At 37.8% G+C, this 23,170-nt stretch carries 26 protein-coding genes; 23 read left to right on the top strand and 3 right to left on the bottom strand.

Features of this window, described 5'->3' with window-relative positions:
- Positions 1–131 precede the first annotated feature (131 nt).
- Both rpoE and pyrG read left to right on the top strand, forming a co-directional pair.
- Positions 132–671 carry a DNA-directed RNA polymerase subunit delta gene (gene rpoE / locus ACW0JX_RS26085; protein WP_053563307.1) on the top strand — a complete coding sequence of 180 codons (540 nt, stop codon included), beginning with the start codon at positions 132–134 and terminating at the stop codon, positions 669–671.
- Positions 672–928: 257 nt separating this feature from the next.
- The gene (pyrG, locus tag ACW0JX_RS26080; protein WP_000170461.1) at positions 929–2,536 is read left to right on the top strand and encodes a CTP synthase; all 1,608 of its coding nucleotides are present in this window, start codon (positions 929–931) and stop codon (positions 2,534–2,536) included.
- Positions 2,537–2,567: 31 nt separating this feature from the next.
- Here pyrG and ACW0JX_RS26075 read toward each other — a convergent pair whose 3' ends face one another.
- On the bottom strand, positions 2,568–3,092 hold the full coding sequence (locus tag ACW0JX_RS26075) for a DUF2529 domain-containing protein (RefSeq protein ID WP_097920061.1): 525 nt from the start codon (positions 3,090–3,092) through the stop codon (positions 2,568–2,570).
- 201 nt (positions 3,093–3,293) lie between these two features.
- Here ACW0JX_RS26075 and spo0F point away from each other — a divergent pair, with 201 nt between their 5' ends.
- From spo0F to ACW0JX_RS26005, 14 genes are all read left to right on the top strand, one after another.
- A complete protein-coding gene (gene spo0F, locus ACW0JX_RS26070; protein WP_000398594.1) occupies positions 3,294–3,662 on the top strand; it encodes a sporulation initiation phosphotransferase Spo0F in 369 nt (122 codons plus the stop codon).
- A gap of 210 nt (positions 3,663–3,872) precedes the next feature.
- Positions 3,873–4,730: a class II fructose-bisphosphate aldolase gene (locus ACW0JX_RS26065; protein ID WP_001131856.1), complete on the top strand. Its 858-nt coding sequence runs from the start codon at positions 3,873–3,875 to the stop codon at positions 4,728–4,730.
- A gap of 332 nt (positions 4,731–5,062) precedes the next feature.
- Entirely contained in the window at positions 5,063–6,352 is a 1,290-nt protein-coding gene (gene murA / locus ACW0JX_RS26060) for a UDP-N-acetylglucosamine 1-carboxyvinyltransferase (protein ID WP_000413248.1), read from the top strand.
- A 116-nt stretch (positions 6,353–6,468) separates the two neighbouring features.
- Positions 6,469–7,434 carry a class II fructose-bisphosphatase gene (gene glpX, locus ACW0JX_RS26055; RefSeq protein ID WP_000442340.1) on the top strand — a complete coding sequence of 322 codons (966 nt, stop codon included), beginning with the start codon at positions 6,469–6,471 and terminating at the stop codon, positions 7,432–7,434.
- Positions 7,435–7,706: 272 nt separating this feature from the next.
- On the top strand, positions 7,707–8,978 hold the full coding sequence (gene rho, locus ACW0JX_RS26050; RefSeq protein ID WP_001053903.1) for a transcription termination factor Rho: 1,272 nt from the start codon (positions 7,707–7,709) through the stop codon (positions 8,976–8,978).
- A 524-nt stretch (positions 8,979–9,502) separates the two neighbouring features.
- On the top strand, positions 9,503–9,748 hold the full coding sequence (locus ACW0JX_RS26045; RefSeq protein WP_000643435.1) for a type B 50S ribosomal protein L31: 246 nt from the start codon (positions 9,503–9,505) through the stop codon (positions 9,746–9,748).
- A 108-nt stretch (positions 9,749–9,856) separates the two neighbouring features.
- On the top strand, positions 9,857–10,444 hold the full coding sequence (locus ACW0JX_RS26040) for a thymidine kinase (protein WP_000280851.1): 588 nt from the start codon (positions 9,857–9,859) through the stop codon (positions 10,442–10,444).
- A gap of 143 nt (positions 10,445–10,587) precedes the next feature.
- Positions 10,588–11,655, top strand: a complete 1,068-nt coding sequence (gene prfA, locus ACW0JX_RS26035; protein WP_000887066.1) for a peptide chain release factor 1 — start codon at positions 10,588–10,590, stop codon at positions 11,653–11,655.
- Entirely contained in the window at positions 11,655–12,506 is an 852-nt protein-coding gene (prmC, locus tag ACW0JX_RS26030; protein WP_459245217.1) for a peptide chain release factor N(5)-glutamine methyltransferase, read from the top strand. Before prfA ends, prmC begins: the two co-directional genes overlap by 1 nt.
- Positions 12,507–12,618: 112 nt before the next feature.
- Complete coding sequence (gene spoIIR / locus ACW0JX_RS26025) at positions 12,619–13,482, top strand: stage II sporulation protein R (protein ID WP_098678825.1); 864 nt, start codon at positions 12,619–12,621, stop codon at positions 13,480–13,482.
- A gap of 49 nt (positions 13,483–13,531) precedes the next feature.
- On the top strand, positions 13,532–13,990 hold the full coding sequence (locus tag ACW0JX_RS26020; RefSeq protein ID WP_000758437.1) for a GNAT family N-acetyltransferase: 459 nt from the start codon (positions 13,532–13,534) through the stop codon (positions 13,988–13,990).
- A 108-nt stretch (positions 13,991–14,098) separates the two neighbouring features.
- Entirely contained in the window at positions 14,099–15,139 is a 1,041-nt protein-coding gene (locus ACW0JX_RS26015; protein WP_000557352.1) for an L-threonylcarbamoyladenylate synthase, read from the top strand.
- A gap of 77 nt (positions 15,140–15,216) precedes the next feature.
- A complete protein-coding gene (locus tag ACW0JX_RS26010; protein WP_000142475.1) occupies positions 15,217–15,765 on the top strand; it encodes a manganese efflux pump MntP in 549 nt (182 codons plus the stop codon).
- Between the two features lie 230 nt (positions 15,766–15,995).
- Entirely contained in the window at positions 15,996–16,274 is a 279-nt protein-coding gene (locus tag ACW0JX_RS26005; RefSeq protein WP_023523563.1) for a DUF3935 domain-containing protein, read from the top strand.
- Between the two features lie 81 nt (positions 16,275–16,355).
- Here the strand turns inward: ACW0JX_RS26005 and ACW0JX_RS26000 are convergent, their stop codons facing one another.
- Entirely contained in the window at positions 16,356–16,967 is a 612-nt protein-coding gene (locus ACW0JX_RS26000; RefSeq protein ID WP_000949045.1) for a flavin reductase family protein, read from the bottom strand.
- A gap of 158 nt (positions 16,968–17,125) precedes the next feature.
- The gene (locus ACW0JX_RS25995; RefSeq protein WP_000968616.1) at positions 17,126–17,512 is read right to left on the bottom strand and encodes a DoxX family protein; all 387 of its coding nucleotides are present in this window, start codon (positions 17,510–17,512) and stop codon (positions 17,126–17,128) included.
- A 387-nt stretch (positions 17,513–17,899) separates the two neighbouring features.
- Between ACW0JX_RS25995 and ACW0JX_RS25990 the strand changes: the two genes are divergently transcribed.
- The 7 genes from ACW0JX_RS25990 (at position 17,900) to ACW0JX_RS25960 (ending at position 23,148) form a co-directional block, all read left to right on the top strand.
- Positions 17,900–18,397, top strand: a complete 498-nt coding sequence (locus ACW0JX_RS25990) for a PTS sugar transporter subunit IIA (RefSeq protein ID WP_000473666.1) — start codon at positions 17,900–17,902, stop codon at positions 18,395–18,397.
- Positions 18,398–18,639: 242 nt separating this feature from the next.
- Positions 18,640–19,080, top strand: a complete 441-nt coding sequence (locus ACW0JX_RS25985) for a low molecular weight protein arginine phosphatase (protein ID WP_000832375.1) — start codon at positions 18,640–18,642, stop codon at positions 19,078–19,080.
- Positions 19,081–19,176: 96 nt separating this feature from the next.
- Entirely contained in the window at positions 19,177–19,620 is a 444-nt protein-coding gene (gene rpiB / locus ACW0JX_RS25980) for a ribose 5-phosphate isomerase B (RefSeq protein WP_000869539.1), read from the top strand.
- Between the two features lie 66 nt (positions 19,621–19,686).
- The gene (locus ACW0JX_RS25975) at positions 19,687–20,259 is read left to right on the top strand and encodes a TIGR01440 family protein (RefSeq protein WP_459245216.1); all 573 of its coding nucleotides are present in this window, start codon (positions 19,687–19,689) and stop codon (positions 20,257–20,259) included.
- 253 nt (positions 20,260–20,512) lie between these two features.
- Positions 20,513–21,754 carry a serine hydroxymethyltransferase gene (gene glyA / locus ACW0JX_RS25970; RefSeq protein ID WP_459245215.1) on the top strand — a complete coding sequence of 414 codons (1,242 nt, stop codon included), beginning with the start codon at positions 20,513–20,515 and terminating at the stop codon, positions 21,752–21,754.
- A 272-nt stretch (positions 21,755–22,026) separates the two neighbouring features.
- A complete protein-coding gene (gene upp / locus ACW0JX_RS25965; protein WP_000517539.1) occupies positions 22,027–22,656 on the top strand; it encodes a uracil phosphoribosyltransferase in 630 nt (209 codons plus the stop codon).
- A 378-nt stretch (positions 22,657–23,034) separates the two neighbouring features.
- A complete protein-coding gene (locus ACW0JX_RS25960; RefSeq protein ID WP_000232962.1) occupies positions 23,035–23,148 on the top strand; it encodes a DUF4024 domain-containing protein in 114 nt (37 codons plus the stop codon).
- The last annotated feature ends 22 nt before the right edge of the window (positions 23,149–23,170 follow it).

Raw genomic sequence — 23,170 nt, 5'->3', positions numbered from 1 at the left:
TTACCATATAAAAGTTTCCCGTTTTTTTTGTAGCATATTTGTGCGACTTTTGTTTATAATGAATAGTATGGATTTTTTTAAGCAGGCCGTTATATATAAGGTTATATTTGATGAAAGGAAGTGCCGCATAAGTGGATTTTAAGCAATATTCACCAGAAGAGCTAAAAGAATGTTCAATGATTGAAGTTGTACATAGCGTTTTAGGGGATAAAAAACAAGCAACGACATTCAACGAGTTGGTTCAAGAAATCGCTCAAGTGCTGGGACTATCTCAAGAGCAAGTTAATGCGAAACTCGCACAATTTTATACAGACTTAAACATCGATGGACGTTTCATTAATTTAGGAGAAAATCGTTGGGGACTACGCAGCTGGTACCCATATGAGCAAATTGATGAAGAAATCTTACCGCAGCCAAAACCGAAGAAGAAACGTAAAGTTGAGGAAGACGGTTTTGACGACTACATTGAAGAAGATGAAGATGACTTTGACGATGCAGACGGAAATGCAGACGACGACGAAGATGATGTAGAAGATTTGGACAAGGTTCTTGAAGATGAAGACGGAGATGACGACGATCTTGATGATTTAGAAGAAGATGAAGACGACGACTTCGCTGAAGAAGAACTTGAGTATGATGAAACTGAAGAAGAAGAAGAGGAAGAACTGTAGTTCTTGACTTTTCATTATCGTCCATGTAGAATCATTTTTGGGCTCTTTAAAAAAGGACGATAATACTTTTAAAGTGTAAATATAAAAGAAAATTGCTCCCTACTTATTACTTTATGTGATGAGGGGAGCAATTTTCTTTTTTGTTTTTTGTTTAGAAAATAAAAAGAGTCTAACAATAAGATGGATACAGTGTTATCTACATACGTTGCGCTTTGCAACGGTGATTATATAACAGCAAAATAGAAGGGAGCTTTTTCATGACTAAGTATATTTTTGTAACAGGCGGTGTAGTATCGTCTTTAGGAAAAGGTATTACAGCAGCATCTCTTGGAAGACTTTTAAAAAATCGTGGTTTAAACGTAACGATTCAAAAGTTTGATCCATACATTAACGTAGACCCAGGGACTATGAGCCCATATCAACACGGTGAGGTATTCGTAACAGATGATGGCGCAGAAACTGACTTAGACCTTGGTCACTATGAGCGTTTCATCGACATTAACTTAAACAAATACAGCAACGTAACAACAGGTAAAATTTACTCTTCAGTTCTTCAAAAAGAGCGTCGCGGTGAATATTTAGGAGGAACGGTTCAAGTTATTCCTCACATTACTAACGAAATTAAAGAACGCGTATATCGTTCTGGTCGTGAAACAAATGCGGATGTTGTTATTACAGAAATCGGTGGAACTGTTGGTGACATCGAGTCTCTACCATTCTTAGAAGCAATCCGTCAAATTAAGAGCGACATCGGTCGTGACAATGTAATGTACATTCACTGTACGTTAATCCCGTACTTAAAAGCAGCGGGTGAAATGAAAACAAAACCAACACAACATAGCGTTAAAGAACTTCGTAGCTTAGGTATTCAACCAAACATCATCGTTGTTCGTACAGAAATGCCTGTTTCTCAAGATATGAAAGACAAGCTTGCATTATTCTGTGACATCGATACAAAAGCAGTTATCGAAGCTCGCGATGCAGATACTTTATATGCGGTTCCATTATCTCTTCAAGAACAAAACATGGACCAAATCGTTTGTGACCACTTAAAATTAGACAATCCAGCTGCAGATATGACAGAGTGGACTGCGCTAGTTAACAAAGTACGTAACCTTTCTAAGAAAACAAAAATCGCTCTTGTTGGTAAATATGTAGAACTTCAAGATGCATATATTTCTGTTGTAGAAGCACTTCGTCATGCTGGTTACTCATTCGACACAGATGTAGAAGTAAAATGGGTAAATGCTGAGCACGTAACAGCAGAAAATGTACAAGAATTAGTAGGAGACACAGATGGTATCCTTGTACCAGGTGGCTTCGGCGATCGTGGTGTAGAAGGTAAAATCGTTGCGATTCAATATGCTCGTGAAAACAAAGTTCCATTCTTAGGAATTTGCTTAGGTATGCAACTTGCATCAATTGAATTCGCACGTAATGTATTAGGTTTAGAAGGTGCTAACTCTTCTGAGATCAATCCTGATACGCCATATGCAATCATTGACTTATTACCAGAACAAAAAGATGTAGAGGACTTAGGTGGTACACTTCGTCTTGGTCTATACCCATGTAAGCTTGCTGAAGAAACAAATGCTTACAATGCTTATAATGAGCCGGTTGTATATGAGCGTCATCGTCATCGTTATGAGTTCAACAATCAGTTCCGTCCGGATATGGAAAAAGAAGGATTTGTATTCTCTGGTACAAGCCCAGACGGCCGTCTAGTTGAAATCATTGAATTAAAAGACCACCCTTGGTTCGTGGCAGCACAGTTCCACCCAGAACTTGTTTCTCGTCCAAACCGTCCACAACCATTGTTCCATGACTTCGTAAGAGCTTCTATTACGAATAAAGAGAGCAAGTAATAAAAAAAGCGCCTGAAATAAGGCGCTTTTTTTAATATTCATTTAACATTTCATCAATTGTAAATTTGATTCCGTGATAAGCAAATAAAGCTACTATTAAGCTTGGGAACCCGTAGCGATTACCTTCATCGTCTGGAATAAGACCTTTTAACAGTTTTGTATCAATATGTACGTCTGTATATTGTTCCAGTGATTCCGTACCTTCTTGAAGAGCAGAAATGCCGACAATAGAGTGTCCCTCTTCTTGTAGTTTTTTTGCAATTTCTACAACCGCTTCATCTGTTGAAAAACGGCTAATAAGAAGTACACGATCCGCAGAGGTTACTTCTGCTTCTTTACCATTTTCAAATAAGCGTTTTGCTTGCTTCATTGGTTCAGCACCGAATAGTGCTTCGGCAACAACGCCCTCCATTTCATTTGTACCATATAAATAAATGAAACCATCGCCAACTAGTGCTTGAGCAAGTAAACGAGCGCTATCTTCTATATTCATTTCTTCTTTTTGAGAAATTTTGGAGAAATAACCACTTAATTGAGTTGAAAAAATTTTTAACATAATATTACTCCCTTCGTGCGTGCTTGCCGGCTTTCATTATAGTTTATTTTTTTAGAAAGGTGAAATCGTAGGGTAGCATAACAAAATAGGAAACGGTAAAATAAGAAAGAATAGGAAGGAATTTGCCAAAGAATAGCGAAAATAAATCGTTAAGATATAAGAAGCTTTAAATCTTGTACTTACACAGAAAGGTTGGGAATTATGGAAGGTAAAATTTTAATTGTTGATGATCAATATGGGATTCGTGTGTTATTACATGAAGTGTTCCAAAAAGAAGGTTATCAGACATTCCAAGCAGCGAATGGATTTCAAGCTTTAGATATCGTGAAAAAAGATAATCCAGATTTAGTAGTGTTAGATATGAAAATTCCAGGCATGGATGGTATAGAGATTTTAAAGCATGTAAAAGAAATTGATGAGAGTATTAAAGTCATTTTAATGACTGCTTATGGAGAGCTTGATATGATCCAAGAAGCAAAAGATTTAGGAGCTTTAATGCATTTTGCTAAACCATTTGATATTGATGAAATTCGTCAAGCTGTGAGAAATGAGCTCGCTGTAGAGGCGTAAAAATGAATTTTTTATAAAAAATATGGAAAAAAGCGTTTACATGGACTATTGTGCAGGTGAATACGGTTGAGTTTTTGAGTACAAGTTGTTATCCTATTGAGTGTAGAAAAAAGTCCGGTATGTAGATATACATATTTTACCTTATTCTGGTCATACTACCAGCGATAAGAACTTATCGGATACAAAAAACGTTTTTTAGGAGGATTCACCATGCCTTTAGTTTCTATGAAAGAAATGCTAAACAAAGCACTAGAAGGAAAATACGCAGTTGGTCAATTCAACATGAACAACTTAGAGTGGACTCAAGCTATCTTAGCTGCTGCGGAAGAAGAAAAATCTCCTGTAATCCTAGGTGTATCTGAGGGTGCAGCTCGTCATATGACTGGTTTCAAAACAGTTGTAGCTATGGTTAAAGCTTTAATCGAAGAAATGAACATCACTGTTCCTGTAGCAATTCACCTTGACCATGGTTCAAGCTTCGAAAAATGTAAAGAAGCAATCGATGCAGGTTTCACATCTGTAATGATCGACGCTTCTCACCACCCATTCGAAGAAAACGTTGAAACTACTAAACAAGTAGTAGAATACGCACACGCTCGTAACGTATCTGTTGAAGCTGAGCTTGGAACAGTTGGCGGACAAGAAGACGACGTAATCGCTGAAGGCGTAATTTACGCTGACCCAGCAGAGTGTAAGCACCTTGTTGAAGCAACAGGTATCGATTGCCTAGCTCCAGCTTTAGGTTCTGTACACGGTCCTTACAAAGGTGAGCCTAACTTAGGATTCGCTGAAATGGAACAAGTTCGTGACTTCACTGGCGTACCTTTAGTATTACACGGTGGTACTGGTATCCCAACTGCTGATATCGTAAAAGCTATCTCTTTAGGTACTTCAAAAATCAACGTAAACACTGAGAACCAAATCGAGTTTACAAAAGCTGTTCGTGAAGTATTAAACAAAGACCAAGAAGTTTACGATCCTCGTAAATTTATTGGACCTGGCCGCGACGCTATTAAAGCAACTGTTGCTGGTAAAATGCGTGAGTTCGGTTCTAACGGTAAAGCGTAAGAATAAAATTCCGTTTTGGAAACCGTCTAGTCTTTTAGACGGTTTCCTTTCGTTGTATAATGAAAGCGTGAACAAGTCGAAAGATTTTATCATTTTTGGTTTTTAAATAGAAAATAATGTGCATAGTCCTATTAATAAATGTGATAACGTATCTAAATTGATAAAGTGAATTCGATGAATAGTTGATCTTTATCTATTCGTGCTACAGGGGAAATAGAGATAATGGTTTCCTATTTATTGAGTTTTGGGATGGAAAGAGTAATTGAGATTCTTAAGGGGAGCTTTCTATAAAAAGATAGAAAGTAAATACATTCACAAGAAGGGAGCTCAATATGGAAAAATTGCTAATTGAAGGCGGAAGAGCTTTAAATGGAACAATTCGAGTAAGCGGTGCAAAGAACAGTGCTGTTGCATTAATTCCAGCGACAATTTTAGCAGATACTCCAGTAACTATTGGTGGTGTCCCTAATATTTCGGACGTGAAAATGTTAGGCGACTTACTAGAGGAAATTGGAGGGAAAGTAACTTATGGACAGGAGGAAGAGATGGTAGTCGATCCTTCTAACATGGTTGCAATGCCTTTGCCAAATGGAAAAGTGAAAAAATTGCGCGCTTCTTATTATTTAATGGGTGCGATGCTTGGCCGTTTTAAAAAAGCTGTTATTGGGCTTCCGGGTGGATGTCACTTAGGACCGAGGCCGATTGATCAGCATATTAAAGGGTTTGAAGCGCTAGGTGCACATGTTACAAATGAACAAGGTGCCATCTATTTAAGAGCAGATGAACTACATGGAGCACGTATTTATTTAGATGTTGTTAGTGTGGGGGCTACGATTAATATTATGCTAGCAGCTGTACGAGCAAAAGGTAGAACTGTTATTGAAAATGCAGCGAAAGAGCCCGAGATTATTGATGTAGCTACATTGTTAACAAGCATGGGAGCACGTATTAAAGGTGCTGGTACAGATGTAATCCGAATAGATGGTGTGGACTCTTTACATGGTTGTCACCATACTATCATCCCAGATCGTATTGAAGCTGGTACGTATATGATTCTAGGAGCTGCATCAGGAGGAGAAGTAACGGTTGATAACGTTATTCCTCAGCATTTAGAATCAGTTACTGCTAAGCTAAGAGAAGCTGGTGTTCAAGTTGAAACGAATGATGATCAAATTACAGTGAACGGTAATAGAAAGTTAAAAGTAGTTGATATCAAAACGCTTGTATATCCAGGTTTTCCAACAGATTTACAACAGCCTTTTACGACGCTTTTAACAAAAGCACACGGGACGGGAGTTGTAACAGATACAATTTACGGTGCCCGTTTCAAACACATTGATGAATTACGTCGTATGAATGCTCAAATTAAAGTAGAAGGTCGTTCGGCAATTGTAACTGGTCCTGTGTTACTACAAGGTGCAAAAGTGAAGGCGAGTGATTTACGAGCGGGAGCGGCACTTGTTATTGCAGGGTTAATGGCAGATGGAATTACAGAAGTAACAGGACTTGAGCATATTGATCGAGGTTATGAGAATATAGTGGACAAGCTTAAAGGGCTTGGAGCAAACATTTGGCGAGAACAAATGACAAAACAAGAAATTGAAGAGATGAAGAACGCATAAGTGATACTTCCGTAAGGGGGAAGCGAAGCATCACTACTTGCGGAAGTACACTTTATAGAAAAACACGGTTCACAAAATACGGCAGAAATATAAAGACTTAAAGGAGAGGGATTATTGTGGAAAGAAGTTTATCTATGGAGTTAGTACGTGTAACAGAGGCTGCAGCATTATCATCAGCGCGTTGGATGGGGCGCGGGAAAAAAGATGAAGCAGACGGTGCAGCAACATCAGCTATGCGTGATGTATTTGATACAATTCCGATGAAAGGTACAGTCGTAATTGGTGAAGGTGAGATGGATGAAGCACCAATGCTATATATCGGAGAGAAATTAGGTACAGGATATGGACCACGTGTAGACGTTGCGGTTGATCCTTTAGAAGGGACAAACATCGTAGCAGCTGGTGGCTGGAATGCTCTTGCTGTTATTGCAATTGCAGACCACGGTAATTTGTTACATGCTCCTGACATGTACATGGATAAAATCGCGGTTGGCCCAGAAGCAGTTGGGGCGGTCGACATAGATGCGCCTATTATTGATAACTTACGTGCAGTTGCGAAAGCGAAAAATAAAGATATTGAAGATGTTGTAGCGACAGTTTTAAATCGCCCACGTCATCAAGAAATTATCGAAGAAATTCGTAAAGCTGGTGCTCGCATTAAATTAATTAATGATGGAGATGTAGCTGGAGCAATTAATACAGCGTTTGATCGTACAGGTGTAGATATTTTATTTGGATCTGGTGGAGCACCTGAAGGTGTATTAGCAGCAGTTGCTTTAAAATGTTTAGGTGGAGAAATTCACGGAAAACTATTGCCACAAAACGAAGCTGAATTAGCACGTTGTAAAAAAATGGGCATAGAAGACATTAATCGTATCCTTCGTATGGAGGACTTAGTAAAAGGTGACGATGCAATCTTTGCAGCAACAGGTGTAACAGATGGTGAACTATTACGTGGTGTTCAATTTAAAGGTAGCGTAGGAACAACACAATCTCTTGTTATGCGTGCAAAATCAGGCACAGTTCGCTTCGTAGATGGTCGTCATAGCTTAAATAAAAAACCGAACTTGGTTATTAAGTAAAAGGTGGAAGCGGCTCGCTCAGAAAGGTTAAAATGGTCGATCTTTTTAACTATCGGAGCCGGAACTAAATTAAATAAGAAGCGAAGACAAATTTTCTTGTCTTCGCTTCTTGTATTTGTGTTCCAACGTATTGATTAAAACTAGATAAAAGGGTTACAATAGTGAATATTACCCTACTTGAACTTATTGCCTTTCATTATTAATTATTTGCCTTCCGTATTTTTTCCCTTTACCCATGAAAAAAGAGAATAACGTTAAAGTGTGGTGTCTGAATGAATTTGTCAATTGCAGCATTAGAAAACATGAAATTAAAAGAGTTATACGAGCTTGCGAAAGAATTTAAGATTTCGTATTATAGCAAGTTAACGAAAAAAGAGTTAATCTTTTCTATTTTGAAAGCTCGAGCAGAAAAAGAAGGTTTCTTTTTCATGGAAGGCGTATTAGAAATTATTCAATCAGAAGGATTTGGATTCCTACGTCCTATCAACTATTCTCCAAGCTCAGAAGATATTTATATCTCAGCTTCGCAAATTCGTCGTTTCGATTTACGTAATGGAGACAAAGTTTCTGGTAAAGTACGACCTCCGAAAGAAAATGAACGCTATTTTGGGTTATTACAAGTTGAAGCTGTAAACGGAGATGATCCAGATTCAGCAAAAGAGCGTGTGCATTTCCCTGCATTAACACCATTATACCCAGATCGCCAAATGAAATTGGAAACGGAACCGAAAAAGTTACCGACACGTATCATGGATTTAATCGCACCAGTTGGATTTGGACAACGTGGTTTAATTGTTGCGCCTCCAAAGGCTGGTAAAACAAGTCTATTAAAAGAAATTGCACACAGTGTTACAACAAATCATCCAGAAGCAGAATTAATTGTGCTTTTAATTGATGAGCGTCCAGAGGAAGTAACAGACATTGAACGTTCTGTTAAGGGCGACGTTGTAAGTTCTACTTTTGATGAAGTACCAGAAAATCATATTAAAGTAGCTGAACTTGTGTTAGAACGTGCAATGCGTCTTGTAGAGCACAAAAAAGATGTTATCATTTTAATGGATAGTATTACCCGTTTAGCGCGAGCTTACAACCTCGTTATTCCGCCAAGTGGTAGAACATTATCGGGTGGTATCGACCCAGCGGCTTTCCATAGACCGAAGCGTTTCTTTGGAGCTGCACGTAATATTGAAGAAGGCGGTAGCTTAACGATTTTAGCAACAGCCCTTGTTGATACAGGATCTCGTATGGACGATGTTATTTACGAGGAATTTAAAGGAACTGGAAATATGGAACTTCACTTAGATCGTTCGTTAGCTGAACGTCGTATCTTCCCAGCGATTGATATTCGTCGTTCTGGTACACGTAAAGAAGATCTATTAATTCCAAAAGAGCATTTAGACAAGTTATGGGGCATTCGTAAAACAATGCGTGATACACCAGACTTTGTTGAAAGTTTCTTACGTAAGCTTCGTCAAACGAAGACAAACGAAGAATTTTTACAAAACATTGTTGCAGACTCGAAAAGATATGTAACAACTAAGTAAAGGGAAAAGATTGGGACTCGCTTATTTTATAGTAAGCGAGTTTTTTATGCCTTTTAGGTGATATTAAAGAGAGAAATAAGTGGGAGAACCTTAGCTGGTCAGAGCTGAGCGAGCCCCCGCCACTTTTAAGGTGATATCCAGCTCCAGCGGCTAGAATGGTCGGTGGCTTCGCGTCTTCCTACGAGGTAAAAAGCACCTCTACGTCAGAAGCTCCATCCCCCTCCCATTCTGAACGAGCCGCTTCTGCTTTTAAATTGTATCTAGTTCCGACGGCTAGCTCTTCGTGTCTAAGAACCTCCCGCACTAAAGTTAAAAAGCACCTTTTGTGCGAGAGAACCTTAGCCAGTCAGAGCTAAACGAGCCGTCTACACTTTTAATTTCAAAAGACAAAAACAGGTAGTTGCAAAATGAAGTTAGCCTTGTTATAATTTCATCATATGTGTTTCATCAATATAGTTGTGTATGCAGCTGAAGATGAAAAACTCTGTTTCGAAAATGATTCAGGGCGGAAGGAGATGAAAAGAATGAAAGCAGGAATTCACCCAGATTACAAGAAAGTTGTATTCATGGACACAAACACAGGCTTCAAATTCTTAAGCGGGTCTACTAAAGGCTCTAGCGAAACTGTTGAGTGGGAAGATGGTAACACTTATCCATTACTAAAAGTTGAGATCAGTTCTGATTCTCACCCATTCTACACTGGACGTCAGAAGTTTGCTACTGCAGACGGACGCGTTGATCGCTTCAATAAGAAATACGGTATCAAGTAATAAAAACATAAAACAGGCAAGTGTATGTATTCGCTTGTCTGTTTTTTTTGTGAAAATATTATACCTTTACCCTACTTTTAACTAAAAAGTAGATGAAAGGAGAGCTTCATGTACTTAATAAATCAAAATGGCTGGATTGAAGTGATTTGCGGTAGTATGTTTTCTGGTAAATCAGAAGAGTTAATCCGCCGTGTGCGCCGTACGCAATTTGCGAAACAACATGCAATTGTATTTAAACCATGTATTGATAATCGCTATAGTGAAGAAGACGTTGTATCACATAACGGATTAAAGGTAAAAGCAGTTCCTGTTTCAGCTTCAAAAGATATATTTGAACATATCACTGAAGATATGGATGTAATTGCAATCGATGAGGTACAATTCTTTGATGGGGACATTGTGGAAGTGGTGCAAGTATTGGCAAATCGTGGCTATCGTGTCATTGTAGCTGGTTTAGACCAAGATTTCCGTGGTCTACCATTTGGACAAGTTCCTCAGCTGATGGCGATTGCTGAACATGTAACAAAGCTACAAGCAGTATGTTCTGCATGTGGATCTCCGGCAAGTCGTACACAACGATTAATTGATGGAGAACCAGCGGCATTTGATGATCCGATTATTTTAGTTGGGGCTTCAGAATCGTATGAGCCACGCTGTCGTCATTGTCATGCAGTTCCTACAAACAAAGATAAGTAAAACTCGCTGCGCAAGGCGGGTTTTTTTCAGAATAGAGAGTGTGGGTGGTGTGAGCCGCTTACGCTTTTAAATATAATTTGCGTTTTTTTGAGTAAGTACCATATACTATTTGTATTAGATACTAGGATGTAGAGGTGAATGATGTGTTAGATCGTTTGCAAGCTGTAGAAAATCGTTATGAGAAGTTAAATGAATTGTTAAGTGACCCAGAGGTTATTAGCGATACAAATAAACTTCGTGAATATTCAAAGGAACAGTCTGATATACAGGAAACGGTAGAGGTGTATCGTGAGTATAAGGATGTTCGTGAGCAATTAAAAGATGCGAAAGCAATGTTAGAAGAGAAGTTAGACGCAGAAATGCGTGACATGGTAAAAGAAGAGGTTTCTGAGTTAGAATCACAAGAAAAAACGTTATCAGAACGTCTGAAAATTTTACTAGTTCCAAAGGACCCTAATGATGATAAGAACGTTATCGTTGAGGTTCGTGGGGCTGCTGGTGGCGACGAGGCCGCTTTATTTGCTGGTGACTTATACCGCATGTATAGCCGTTATGCTGAGGTTCAAGGTTGGAAAACAGAAATTATCGAGGCTAGCTATACAGAGTTAGGTGGATATAAAGAGATTATCTTTATGATTAACGGTAAAGGTGCTTTCGCGAAGCTGAAATTCGAGAATGGTGCTCACCGTGTACAACGTGTTCCTGAAACGGAATCTGGTGGACGTATTCATACATCTACAGCAACTGTAGCTGTATTACCAGAGGCAGAAGAAGTAGAAATCGACATTCACGAGAAAGATGTTCGTGTTGATACATTCGCTTCTAGTGGTCCTGGTGGACAAAGTGTTAATACAACGATGTCAGCGGTACGTTTAACGCATTTACCGACTGGTGTAGTTGTATCTTGTCAGGATGAGAAATCACAAATTAAGAATAAAGAAAAAGCGATGAAAGTATTACGCGCACGTGTTTATGATAAGTTTAGACAAGAAGCACAAGCTGAATATGATCAAAACCGTAAACAAGCTGTTGGTACGGGTGATCGTTCAGAGCGTATTCGTACGTATAACTTCCCGCAAAACCGTGTTACAGACCATCGAATCGGTTTAACGATTCAAAAGCTAGATCAAATCTTACAAGGTAAGTTAGATGATTTCATCAATGCCTTAGTGATGGAAGATCAGGCTCAAAGGATGGAGGCAGCTGAGTAATGCGTGTCTATGAAGCCCTGAAATGGGCTTCTTCTTTTTTACAGGAAAATGGACGAGATGAAAATGCGGGAGAAATTGTCCTTTGTCATGTATTAAAGATGAACAGAACAGGATTACTTATGAATATGCGTGAAGAAATAAATGAGGAACAAGAGGCAAGCTTTACGGAGTTTATCCACAAGCATGTAGAAGGTATTCCTATTCAATATATGATTGGTTATGAAATGTTTTATGGCCGGTCGTTCTTTGTGAATGAAGAAGTATTAATACCAAGACCGGAAACGGAAGAGCTTATAGTAGGAGTATTAGAAAGAATTGAGCGCCATTTTGGCGACAAGGAACTACATGTAGCAGATATAGGCACAGGTAGTGGAGCGATTTCTATTACGCTTGCTTTAGAAAATAAAAATCTCCACGTATATACAGTAGATATTGCACAAAAGTCGATTGAAGTTGCAAAAGAAAATGCAAAAGCTTTAGGTGCAGAAGTAACGTTCTATCACGGTGATTTATTGTCACCATTTCATAAAACGGGTCAAAAGCTAGATGTTGTTGTTTCAAATCCTCCATATATACCGGAAGAGGATTGGCGTGGTCTTTCTCCTGTTGTGAAAGAGCATGAGCCGAAGAGAGCACTTGTTGGTGGAGAAGACGGATTAGATTTTTATCGCCGTTTTATGGAAGAATTGCCGAATGTGTTGCAGGAGAAAGCAATTGTAGCGTTTGAAATTGGAGTAGGACAAGGTGAGGATGTAAAAAGATTGTTACAACAAGCTTTTCCACATGCCCATGTTGAGGTTGTTTTCGATATTAACGGAAAAGATCGTATGGTATTTGCAGAGATGGAGTAAGGTTCACACCTTACTCCATTTTTTTGTGGGAAAATTCATATAGATTTTGAATTTAATAGTTTAGAAATATGAAAGTTTGTCCACACTGTTTGTAGAGGGGACGGTGGAGGAAATGAAAAAACAAGTTATTGCTTATCTTCTTATATTATTAATTGGTGCACAGTTACTTGTGCAGTTTGGATATATGAAAGCTGATGCAAAAGGGCCTTCAGTTATTCCGAAAGAGGCCGTTCGATTACGAATTTTAGCAAATAGTGATTCAGATAAAGACCAGGCATTAAAGCGTAAAGTGCGTGATGAAGTAAAAGCACAAATTGATGGATGGGTAGCGGATTTAACTTCATTTGAAGAGGCGCGTAAAGTAATTCAAAGTCATATTCCAGAAATCGAGAAAACGGTGGAAAATACGTTAAAAAGAGAAGGGAGTAAAGAATCATTTCAAGTGAAATTTAGTAAGAATGTAAAGTTTCCTACAAAGGTATATGGGAATTTTATTTATCCAGCAGGAGAATATGAAGCGGTATTGATTACAATTGGAGAAGGTGAAGGGGCGAACTGGTGGTGTGTATTATTTCCACCAATGTGTTTCTTAGATTTTTCGAGTGGGACAGCTGTAAGAAAAGAAGAGCACGTTGTGAAGGCGGAATCTCCTGAAGAGGAGCAGGTGAAACAACTAGATGAGGAAGTAGTAAATACAGAAGAGAAGAAAGTGGATAAGGTAAAAGAAACGAAAGTTGTAAAACAGGAAGTAGTAAAAAAAGTAACAGCTTCTGAAAAGAAAGTAGTAAAAAATGAAACAAAAGTTGAAGAGCAGCCTGTAAGTAAAGAAGAAACAAAAACTGTGGAAAAAGTGGAGAAACCTGTGGAGAAAAAACAAGAAAAGCAAAATGAGTATGTAAAAGTAGAAGAGGAAGAAGAAAAGCCAGAAGTTAAATTGTTTATTGTAGAAGCTTTTACATCTTTATTCTCTAAATAGTACTATTAATAAATCCCTCCTCATATATAAAAATGAGGAGGGATTTATTATGAAGAAAGTGTATTTTGCTACGAAAGCAGATGTGGAAAGATTACATTCTTTTTTCGGACAAGCTAATAAAAAAGATGATAAAATAAATGAGTTGTACGCACAATTTATGATTTTGGAAGAGGCGGAAGAAATACGAGCTGTAATTGGTTATGAACAAAGTGGGGAAGATGTACTTATTCGTTCTTGTTTATTCACACCTCATGTGGATAAACAGACTTTCTTATATTTTTTTGAAATGTTTTTGCAGTATATGAAAGAAAAAAGTGTTCAACAATTGTACTTACTAACAAACCATCCACAATCTGTACCGATCTTTCAGTTCTTTGACTTTTTTACTATAGAAAAGGATGAGGTTCCAGAGGGAATTCAACAGTTAGAACATTTTTGTAAAAATATAAAAGAGCAGAATGCAATAATACTAAATTGTCAGCTATTCACAAAGTTATCCACGGATTAATTAGGTTTATCCACATTTTGTGGATAAACCTTGTTTGTCTTTTGGATAAATCTCATAGTAAACTAAAAATAGACAAGTATTTAAGGGTAGAAAAGGACGTGGAAAAAAATGCATACAAATATGTGGGTTGTGGATAATGTTGTGGAAAGAAAAAAATATTATCCACAGTTACAAGAAGCAGCAAAATTATTAAGAGAAAATGAGGCGGTTGCTTTCCCTACGGAAACAGTATATGGGTTAGGTGCAAACGCGATGGATGATGAAGCAATCGCGAAAATTTTCGAAGCGAAAGGAAGACCGAGTGATAATCCACTCATTGTCCACATAGGTACAAAATCTCAGTTAGATGGGATTGTGAAAGAAATTCCACCAGTTGCAGAGAAGTTAATGGCGCATTTTTGGCCAGGACCATTAACAATTATTTTGCCGAGAAAAGAAGGGATTTCAGAGAAGGTGACAGCAGGACTTAATACGGTTGGAGTAAGAATGCCTGATCATCCAATTGCACTTGCTCTTATTGAAGAGGCGAATGTACCTGTTGCGGCACCAAGTGCGAATCGTTCAGGGCGTCCAAGTCCAACACTAGCTTCTCACGTATATGAAGATTTGAACGGGAAGATCGCAGGTATTGTTGATGGTGGTGCAACTGGAGTAGGCGTTGAATCAACTGTAATTGATTGTACAAGCACGGTTCCAACAATATTACGTCCAGGTGGGATTACGAAAGAACAATTAGAAGCAGTGATAGGTACCGTTTCTTTAGATCCAGCTTTAAAGGATGAGAAGGAAAAACCGAAATCACCTGGAATGAAATACACACATTATGCGCCGAAAGCACCACTTAGTATTGTTGAGGGCTCACGTGAGTTTATTCAGCATCTTGTAGATGAGAAAAAGGAAGAAGGATTTAAAGTAGGCGTATTAACGACAGAAGAGTATCAGCATGTATATAGCGCAGATGTTATATTATCTTGTGGTGTTCGAAGTGACTTAGCTAGCGTTGCGACTAAATTATATGATGTACTTAGAACATTTGATGCAAGTGAAGTGGATGTTATTTTTAGTGAGTCGTTCCCTAATGAAGGAATAGGAAATGCTATTATGAATCGTTTAACAAAAGCGGCAGGACATCATATTATTATTGAATGATAAGGTACGATTAGCAAACAGAATATTTCTCCTTGGATAAGCATATTGTGAAGTAGCACGTCCAAGGAGGGGCATGAATGACGTTTGAACAGCTAATACCTTTAATAATTATGGCATTCGCCTTAGGGATGGATGCGTTCTCGGTGAGTCTTGGTATGGGGATGATGCCCCTAAAGTTAAGACAAATCCTGTATATTGGTATGACGATAGGGATATTTCATATTATTATGCCGTTTATAGGAATGGTACTAGGTCGTTTTTTATCAGAGAAATATGGAGATATTGCACATTTTGCGGGTGCTATTTTATTAATCGGACTAGGTTTTTATATCGTATATTCGACCATTTTACAAAATGAAGAGACTAGAACTGCCCCTATTGGAATTAGCCTATTCGTATTTGCATTTGGCGTTAGTATAGATAGTTTCTCAGTAGGGCTTAGTCTTGGTATTTATGGGGCACAAACAATCATTACAATATTACTTTTTGGATTTGTTAGCATGTTATTAGCGTGGATTGGTTTATTAATTGGGAGACATGCGAAAGATATGCTCGGTACATATGGTGAGATAGTAGGTGGTATCATTTTGGTTGGATTTGGATTATATATCCTTTTTCCTATATAATTTTATGTAGGAGGGAATTATGAACAAGCTATTGGAATGGTATGTTAAGTTTTTAACCTTCTTTCCTTGATGGCTAAGAATACTTATAATTTGGGGTATTATTTTGCAAATTTCGATGTTAGGTTGGATTAAGTTAATTCGTGAATGGTGAGATGGTTCCTTTCTGTGAATATTTTGTTTGTACTATATTTATTGCACTAAAAATTACAGATATAGAAAGGATGAGATGAATGACGAGATTAAAGCAAGTTTTTGGTGTTATTATAAGTTTTTTTGTTTTTTGGTTTAGTATGCTCGGTGTACAAATGTTTGCTGAGTTTTTAGATATTGAGTCATTGAAATTTGTTGCGGGAAAGACTGAGGCGGCGCGTGCCTTTTACTCTCCGTACCCGTTTTTAATTGTTTTTCTTATTACACTGCTTTCCCTATACTTCTTCGTAATTAAGCTAGGGAAACCGAAAAAAGAAAAACTGCCTACTTTAGAGGAAAAGAAGGAAGAATTACAATGATAAAAATCCCCTGCTAAAAAGCAGGGGATTTTTATGTTTAAGTGATGGCAGGAATCGATTCTGAGCGAGCCGCTTCCACTTTTAGATTGGCCTAACTAATTCAAATTGTTCTCCTAATTTTGCATAGTTGTGTCCTGCTAGGCGGCTTATTGGTTTGAGTCCTTCTGCGTGAATGCGCCCTTTTTCATATAGATGTTCGGCAACGTGGAAACGAACGACGCGTCCAATTAGTAGATCACAAGCTGGTGAGTCTTCTGTTCCACCAAGTGGAATTGCACGTTCTAATACGCATTCCATTCGAATATTTGCTTCTTTTACACCTGGAACGGAGATGACTTCACTTTCAATTGGTGTTAGTTTTGCTAGTTCAATTTCACTTTCATTTGGCGGGAGATTAGCTGCTGTTTCATTAATTGCTGCTACATATGATTCGTCAGAAATATGTACGACAAATTCACCTTTTTCAATTGCGTTTCGGGAAGTGTCCTTTCTTTCTCCGGCTTTTCGTTGTACAGATACTGAGATAAGTGGTGGATTAGCAGCGACAATATTAAAATAACTATATGGTGCGCCGTTTAATACACCGTCTTTTGTTAAAGAAGTAACGAATGCGACAGGGCGAGGGATGATACTTCCAGTAAGTAATTTGTAATTATCTTTTTCAGTTTGTTCATTTGGATTAATGGATAACATGCTTGTAATCCCCTTTCTAAATATGAATACTTATTGTTTGTTTACAAGATAACGATGAGAAAATCCTGCTGGAAATAATATTTTGTTTCATAAAAAGAACTTACTTCAATTGTAATGAAGTAAGTTCTTTTTCAAGAATCTCAAATCTGAGATAAAAATTAAAGTAAAACGTATGCGCCAGGTCCGATTAAAGCTACACCAACAGCAACAGCGATTAACATTAAGTTATATTCATATCCATTTTGTGTTACCCAGTAACCATTTTTTCCGTGAACAGTGAAGATAGCCATTAACATTGTTCCAACGATAAATAATGAACCAACTACAATGAAAATACCTGATGCGAATAAGAAACCACCTAGTAATTCAGTTGCGCCAGCCATAAATGCCATAAATACACCAGGGCGTAAACCGATTGACTCCATCCAGCCACCTGTTCCTTTTAAACCGTAACCGCCGAACCAACCAAATAATTTTTGAGCGCCATGACCCATGAATGTAATTCCTATAATAAGACGAATAATAAGTAGACCGAAATCCATCATTTTTAAAAACCTCCTAAAAGTTATTAACTTACCTTACGTAAGTAATGATAAAATAGTTACTTACTTTAGTCAAGTGGATTTTGAAAAAAGTTTGAATTAAATTTTACAAATTAACAACAAAAAATAAAATGTGGTAAAGACCTCTAGACAAGTTGGGCAAAAAAAGAGAAAATATAAATAGAAGTTAACTTCTTATTGTTATTCAGACAATCAGAATTGACTGGAATTTTGTGAAGCGCTACAATAAGAGTCTATTAGTAATGACGTAATTTATTTCGAAAGCGTTTTTACAGTATAATATTCGAAGTATGAAGTCTTACATGTATCCCGAGCTTTACTAGGGATTGCCCTATAAACTTTTAGGTAAATTATAAGGAGGACTATCCTATGTTTAAAAAATTATTCGGTCTTGGTTCAAAAACAAATGAAGAAACAATCGTAGCTCCATTAACTGGAGCAGTGAAAAATATTGAAGAAGTACCAGATCCAGTATTCGCTGGTCGTATGATGGGTGACGGTGTTGCAATCGATCCTACTGAAGGTGTAGTTGTATCTCCAGTTGATGGTGAAATCGTACAATTATTCCACACAAAACATGCTATCGGAATTAAAGCGAAAAATGGCACAGAAATTTTAATCCACGTTGGATTAGAAACTGTAAAAATGGAAGGCGAAGGTTTCGAGGCTCACGTTTCTGAAGGCCAAGCTGTAAAAGCTGGAGATAAATTAATCTCATTCGACTTAGAATTAATCCGTGAAAAAGCGAAAAGCACAATTACTCCAATCGTTATTACAAACACAGATGCAGCTGAGTCTATTAAGACAACTGTAGGCGTAACAGCTACAAAAGGTTCAACAGAAGTAATGAAAGTTACAATGAAATAATTGCTGTATAAGAGGAATCCGTTTCGTATGAAATGGATTCCTTATTTTTGTTGCATATTCAGTAGGTATGTTAAAATACTCTGGGCACTTGGAAATAGGGTTTCACATATATGTGGATAAGGCGCATTTTTCTTAGAAAAAATATAAGAGAAATGCGCCTTTTGTATATTCACATTTCTTTTGTTCTATTCTAATGTAAGTTATGATGAGTGGTAAGAAATCGAATATAGGGGTGGGTTTGGATGAAACGAGTATTATTTGTTTGTACTGGCAATACATGTCGTAGTCCAATGGCTGAGGCGTTGCTTCGTCATCACGGAGGAGATAGGTTTGAAGTACAATCTGCCGGTGTTTTCGCCTATCCTGGGAGCGATGCATCGGTACATGCGAAGGAAGCTTTAGCTGAAAAAGGGATTTCAATTGACCATACCGCGCAGCAAGTAAACGAAACTTTGCTTGATTGGGCTGATATTGTCGTAACGATGACAGAAAATCATAAACAAATTGTACTTGGGCATTATCCGAGTGTTGAAAAGAAATTGAATACGTTATATGGATTAACTGAAGGTATAGGCAAGGACATTTCAGATCCATTTGGAGGCTCGCTTTCTATTTATAAAGAAACGTTAGATGAGATGGAAAAACTTGTACAAACTTTACTGAAAAAACATTCGGTAGGTTGATGTTTCGTGTATAATACGATATTGGAGATCACTTCGTCCTATTGAGGTAGCGAGTGTGAAATGAAGATAATTGATTGAAACTTTGGAGGGGTAAAAATGAAAGTAGTAATAGCATCTGATCACGGCGGTATGAATATCCGCAAAGAACTTGTAAATTTATTAGAAGAGTTAAATATTGAATATGTTGATTTAGGTTGTGAATGTGAGGCTGGTTCTGTTGATTACCCTGACTTTGCGTTTCCAGCAGCTGAAATGGTAGCGAATGGTGAAGTGGATCGTGGTATTTTAGTTTGTGGGACAGGCATTGGTATGTCAATCGCAGCAAACAAAGTAAATGGTATCCGTTGTGCGTTAGTTCATGATACTTTCAGCGCGAAAGCAACGAGAGAGCATAATGACACTAACATGCTAGCAATGGGCGAGCGTGTAATTGGTGCTGGTCTAGCGCGTGATATCGCGAAAATCTGGTTAACAACTGACTATGAAGGTGGTCGTCACGAAAACCGCGTAGGAAAAATTAAAACATACGAAACAAAGTAATACATTCTAACTATCAGTAGTGTGAAATATAATTTGGTGAACCAACCTGTGAAAGGAAGAGGCGTAATGACAGAAATCGTAAAGGTAAGAGAACAGCTACAAATGTCGCTTTCTGATTTCCAAGAACAAGCTTCATTACAAAGCGGTCAAATTTTTGTAGTGGGTTGTAGCACGAGCGAAGTGCTAGGCGAAAGAATTGGAACATCAGGAACGATGGAAGTAGCAGAGGCGATTTTTTCTGAGTTAAAACAATTTCAAGAGCAAACAGGTATTGAATTAGCGTTTCAATGTTGTGAGCATTTAAACCGTGCTTTAGTGGTTGAGAGAGAAGTAGCGATAAAATATCAATTTGAAATTGTAACAGTTACGCCTGTTAGATCAGCAGGTGGTGCATTGGGGACATATGCGTATCACAATTTGAAAAATCCGGTAGTAGTTGAGTTTATTAAAGCAGATGCAGGAATGGATATTGGTGATACGTTTATTGGTATGCATTTAAAACATGTAGCTGTTCCGGTTCGTACAAGTGTGAAGGCAATTGGAAGTGCACATGTAACGATGGCTAAAACACGTGGAAAACTAATAGGTGGAGCACGTGCTGTTTACGCGGTGGTGGAAGAGACTACCACTTGCAGTTAAATATGAGAAATTAGGAAGTCATATAGTAGCTGTTTATCATAAGATAAAAGGTATGTTGTCTGACTTTATAGTAGAAGAAAGAAAAGACCAATTTTCGGTCTTTTTTTTCTTTTATGATATAGAAAGTCATGTTAGAATGTAGTTGAAAACATGAAGGTTCGAAAGAATTACAACCTGAATTTTCGTTTTTTCTGAATAAATAAGAAAAAACTGTTGGGAATTGATGTAATTCGTTCAGAAAAGGGGGATTTTGGTGGATCATTTAAAACGTCAAGATGAAAAGGTATTTGCTGCAATTGAGGCAGAACTAGGAAGACAGCGTTCGAAGATTGAGTTAATTGCTTCGGAAAACTTCGTAAGTGAAGCAGTAATGGAGGCGCAAGGTTCTGTTTTAACGAATAAGTATGCTGAAGGATATCCTGGAAAACGTTATTATGGTGGCTGTGAACACGTAGACGTAGTAGAAGATATCGCACGTGATCGCGTGAAAGAAATTTTCGGCGCAGAGCACGTAAATGTTCAACCACACTCTGGTGCACAAGCGAACATGGCAGTATACTTCACGATTTTAAAGCAAGGCGATACAGTACTTGGTATGAATTTATCTCATGGTGGTCACTTAACACACGGAAGCCCTGTTAACTTCAGTGGAGTACAATATAATTTCGTAGAATATGGCGTGGATGCTGACTCTCACCGTATTAATTACGATGATGTATTAGCAAAAGCGAAAGAACATAAACCAAAATTAATCGTTGCAGGTGCAAGTGCATACCCTCGTGTTATCGATTTCAAGCGATTCCGTGAGATTGCAGATGAAGTGGGCGCTTATTTAATGGTTGATATGGCACATATCGCTGGTTTAGTAGCTGCTGGTTTACATCCAAATCCAGTACCACATGCACATTTCGTTACAACGACAACACATAAAACGTTACGTGGCCCGCGTGGTGGTATGATTTTATGTGAAGAGCAATTTGCAAAACAAATTGATAAATCAATCTTCCCTGGTATTCAAGGTGGTCCACTTATGCACGTAATCGCTGCAAAAGCTGTTGCGTTTGGTGAAGCACTTCAAGATGATTTCAAAACATATGCACAAAATATCATTAACAATGCGAACCGCTTAGCTGAAGGTCTTCAAAAAGAAGGACTTACACTTGTTTCTGGCGGAACAGACAATCACTTAATCTTGATTGATGTTCGTAACTTAGAAATCACAGGTAAAGTAGCAGAGCACGTATTAGATGAAGTTGGTATTACAGTGAACAAAAATACAATTCCATTTGAAACAGCAAGCCCATTTGTAACAAGTGGTGTACGTATCGGTACAGCAGCTGTAACATCTCGTGGTTTCGGTTTAGAAGAAATGGATGAAATTGCGTCACTTATTGCTTATACATTAAAAAATCATGAAAATGAAGCTGCATTAGAAGAAGTACGTAAGCGTGTAGAAGCGTTAACTAGCAAATTCCCAATGTATCCAAATCTATAATAGATTGAAGAAGACTGCCGAGACTTAATTGTTTTGGCGGTCTTTTTTGTGGACATATATTATTTTTAAAGTATGTATACAAATGATGAATAAATTTTGGCGATATAATGAAGGATACAGCTCCCATAATTGGTAAAGATACTAGATAGATTCATCGTAAAATCATGATTTTGCCAAATTTGCCCTTGAATATTAGTAGCGTTTTCTTTACAATCGTAAATAGTGTAAAAAAGCGTGCAAACGCATGAATATCATCTAAAGGAGAGATTCACATGGGAAAACTGTATGTATTTGATCACCCGTTAATTCAACATAAGATTACATATATTCGCGATAAGAATACAGGTACGAAAGATTTTCGTGAATTAGTGGACGAAGTAGCAAGCTTAATGGCTTTCGAAATTACTCGCGACCTTCCGCTTAAGGACATCGAAATTGAAACGCCTGTAAGCAAAGCGACAACAAAAGTGATCGCTGGTAAAAAACTTGGTTTAATTCCGATTTTACGTGCAGGTTTAGGAATGGTTGATGGAATTCTGAAATTAATTCCAGCAGCAAAAGTAGGACACGTTGGTTTATACCGTGACCCTAAAACATTGCAACCGGTAGAATACTATGTGAAACTTCCAACGGATGTAGAAGAGCGCGACTTTATCGTACTAGATCCGATGCTAGCAACAGGTGGTTCTGCGGCTGAAGCAATTAACTCTCTGAAAAAGCGCGGTGCGAAACAAATTAAATTAATGTGTATCGTTGCAGCTCCAGAAGGGGTAAAAGTAGTACAAGAAGAACATCCTGATGTTGATATTTATGTAGCAGCATTAGATGAGAAATTAAATGACCACGGATATGTAGTACCAGGTCTTGGTGATGCTGGTGACCGTTTATTCGGAACGAAGTAAGACAACTGACGAGCAGGGGAGATTCCCCTGTTCGTTTTTTTTTGCTGCAAGCAAGTAGGGGAGGGGGAGGATAAATATACATCGTATATACAACATAAGTTGCATACACATCACATATAATATAGAAGTCTTACGTCTGAGGAACACTATATTATGGAAGGAAAGCGTTATATCTCGAAAATATAATAGTGACAAACTTGTGAACATTTCCTTCTATTATAAAGAGAAAACTGTTAGAAATTGCATATATGTAACCAGTATTTAGAAGGGGAACGTTTTCATTTTTGGGAGGAAATGCCTAATACTCAAATTTTTAGATTTTTTACGATTTCTCGTTGACACTGTTAATACCCTATTGTATGCTAACAACGGGGATAGATGGTAGGGCTTTCAGTGACAAAATTACATCTATTCCGTGACGAAAATGTAAACTTTTTGTTTTGTATAGGATTTATGCAAAAAAATGAGTTATTATTAACACATCGTGAATGAGGGTTACATATTGGAGGGATGA

The sequence above is a fragment of the Bacillus sp. C-3-6 genome, assembly GCF_054509685.1.
The sequence above is the reverse complement of the archived record's forward strand: the minus strand, read 5'-3'. Positions and strand labels throughout refer to the sequence as shown.

Excerpts from the sequence above, each read along its gene's own strand:
- prmC (WP_459245217.1), top strand. The coding sequence starts at position 11,655 with ATGCGTGTCTATGAAGCCCTGAAATGGGCTTCTTCTTTTTTACAGGAA.
- ACW0JX_RS26010 (WP_000142475.1), top strand. The coding sequence starts at position 15,217 with ATGACGTTTGAACAGCTAATACCTTTAATAATTATGGCATTCGCCTTA.
- murA (WP_000413248.1), top strand. The coding sequence starts at position 5,063 with ATGGAAAAATTGCTAATTGAAGGCGGAAGAGCTTTAAATGGAACAATT.
- ACW0JX_RS26005 (WP_023523563.1), top strand. The coding sequence starts at position 15,996 with ATGACGAGATTAAAGCAAGTTTTTGGTGTTATTATAAGTTTTTTTGTT.
- ACW0JX_RS25995 (WP_000968616.1), bottom strand. The coding sequence starts at position 17,512 with ATGATGGATTTCGGTCTACTTATTATTCGTCTTATTATAGGAATTACA.
- ACW0JX_RS26020 (WP_000758437.1), top strand. The coding sequence starts at position 13,532 with ATGAAGAAAGTGTATTTTGCTACGAAAGCAGATGTGGAAAGATTACAT.
- ACW0JX_RS26015 (WP_000557352.1), top strand. The coding sequence starts at position 14,099 with ATGCATACAAATATGTGGGTTGTGGATAATGTTGTGGAAAGAAAAAAA.
- ACW0JX_RS25985 (WP_000832375.1), top strand. The coding sequence starts at position 18,640 with ATGAAACGAGTATTATTTGTTTGTACTGGCAATACATGTCGTAGTCCA.
- ACW0JX_RS25990 (WP_000473666.1), top strand. The coding sequence starts at position 17,900 with ATGTTTAAAAAATTATTCGGTCTTGGTTCAAAAACAAATGAAGAAACA.
- spo0F (WP_000398594.1), top strand. The coding sequence starts at position 3,294 with ATGGAAGGTAAAATTTTAATTGTTGATGATCAATATGGGATTCGTGTG.
- upp (WP_000517539.1), top strand. The coding sequence starts at position 22,027 with ATGGGAAAACTGTATGTATTTGATCACCCGTTAATTCAACATAAGATT.
- ACW0JX_RS25975 (WP_459245216.1), top strand. The coding sequence starts at position 19,687 with ATGACAGAAATCGTAAAGGTAAGAGAACAGCTACAAATGTCGCTTTCT.
- ACW0JX_RS25960 (WP_000232962.1), top strand. The coding sequence starts at position 23,035 with ATGGTAGGGCTTTCAGTGACAAAATTACATCTATTCCGTGACGAAAAT.
- ACW0JX_RS26045 (WP_000643435.1), top strand. The coding sequence starts at position 9,503 with ATGAAAGCAGGAATTCACCCAGATTACAAGAAAGTTGTATTCATGGAC.
- pyrG (WP_000170461.1), top strand. The coding sequence starts at position 929 with ATGACTAAGTATATTTTTGTAACAGGCGGTGTAGTATCGTCTTTAGGA.
- ACW0JX_RS26000 (WP_000949045.1), bottom strand. The coding sequence starts at position 16,967 with ATGTTATCCATTAATCCAAATGAACAAACTGAAAAAGATAATTACAAA.
- ACW0JX_RS26040 (WP_000280851.1), top strand. The coding sequence starts at position 9,857 with ATGTACTTAATAAATCAAAATGGCTGGATTGAAGTGATTTGCGGTAGT.
- rho (WP_001053903.1), top strand. The coding sequence starts at position 7,707 with ATGAATTTGTCAATTGCAGCATTAGAAAACATGAAATTAAAAGAGTTA.
- ACW0JX_RS26065 (WP_001131856.1), top strand. The coding sequence starts at position 3,873 with ATGCCTTTAGTTTCTATGAAAGAAATGCTAAACAAAGCACTAGAAGGA.
- ACW0JX_RS26075 (WP_097920061.1), bottom strand. The coding sequence starts at position 3,092 with ATGTTAAAAATTTTTTCAACTCAATTAAGTGGTTATTTCTCCAAAATT.
- rpiB (WP_000869539.1), top strand. The coding sequence starts at position 19,177 with ATGAAAGTAGTAATAGCATCTGATCACGGCGGTATGAATATCCGCAAA.
- spoIIR (WP_098678825.1), top strand. The coding sequence starts at position 12,619 with ATGAAAAAACAAGTTATTGCTTATCTTCTTATATTATTAATTGGTGCA.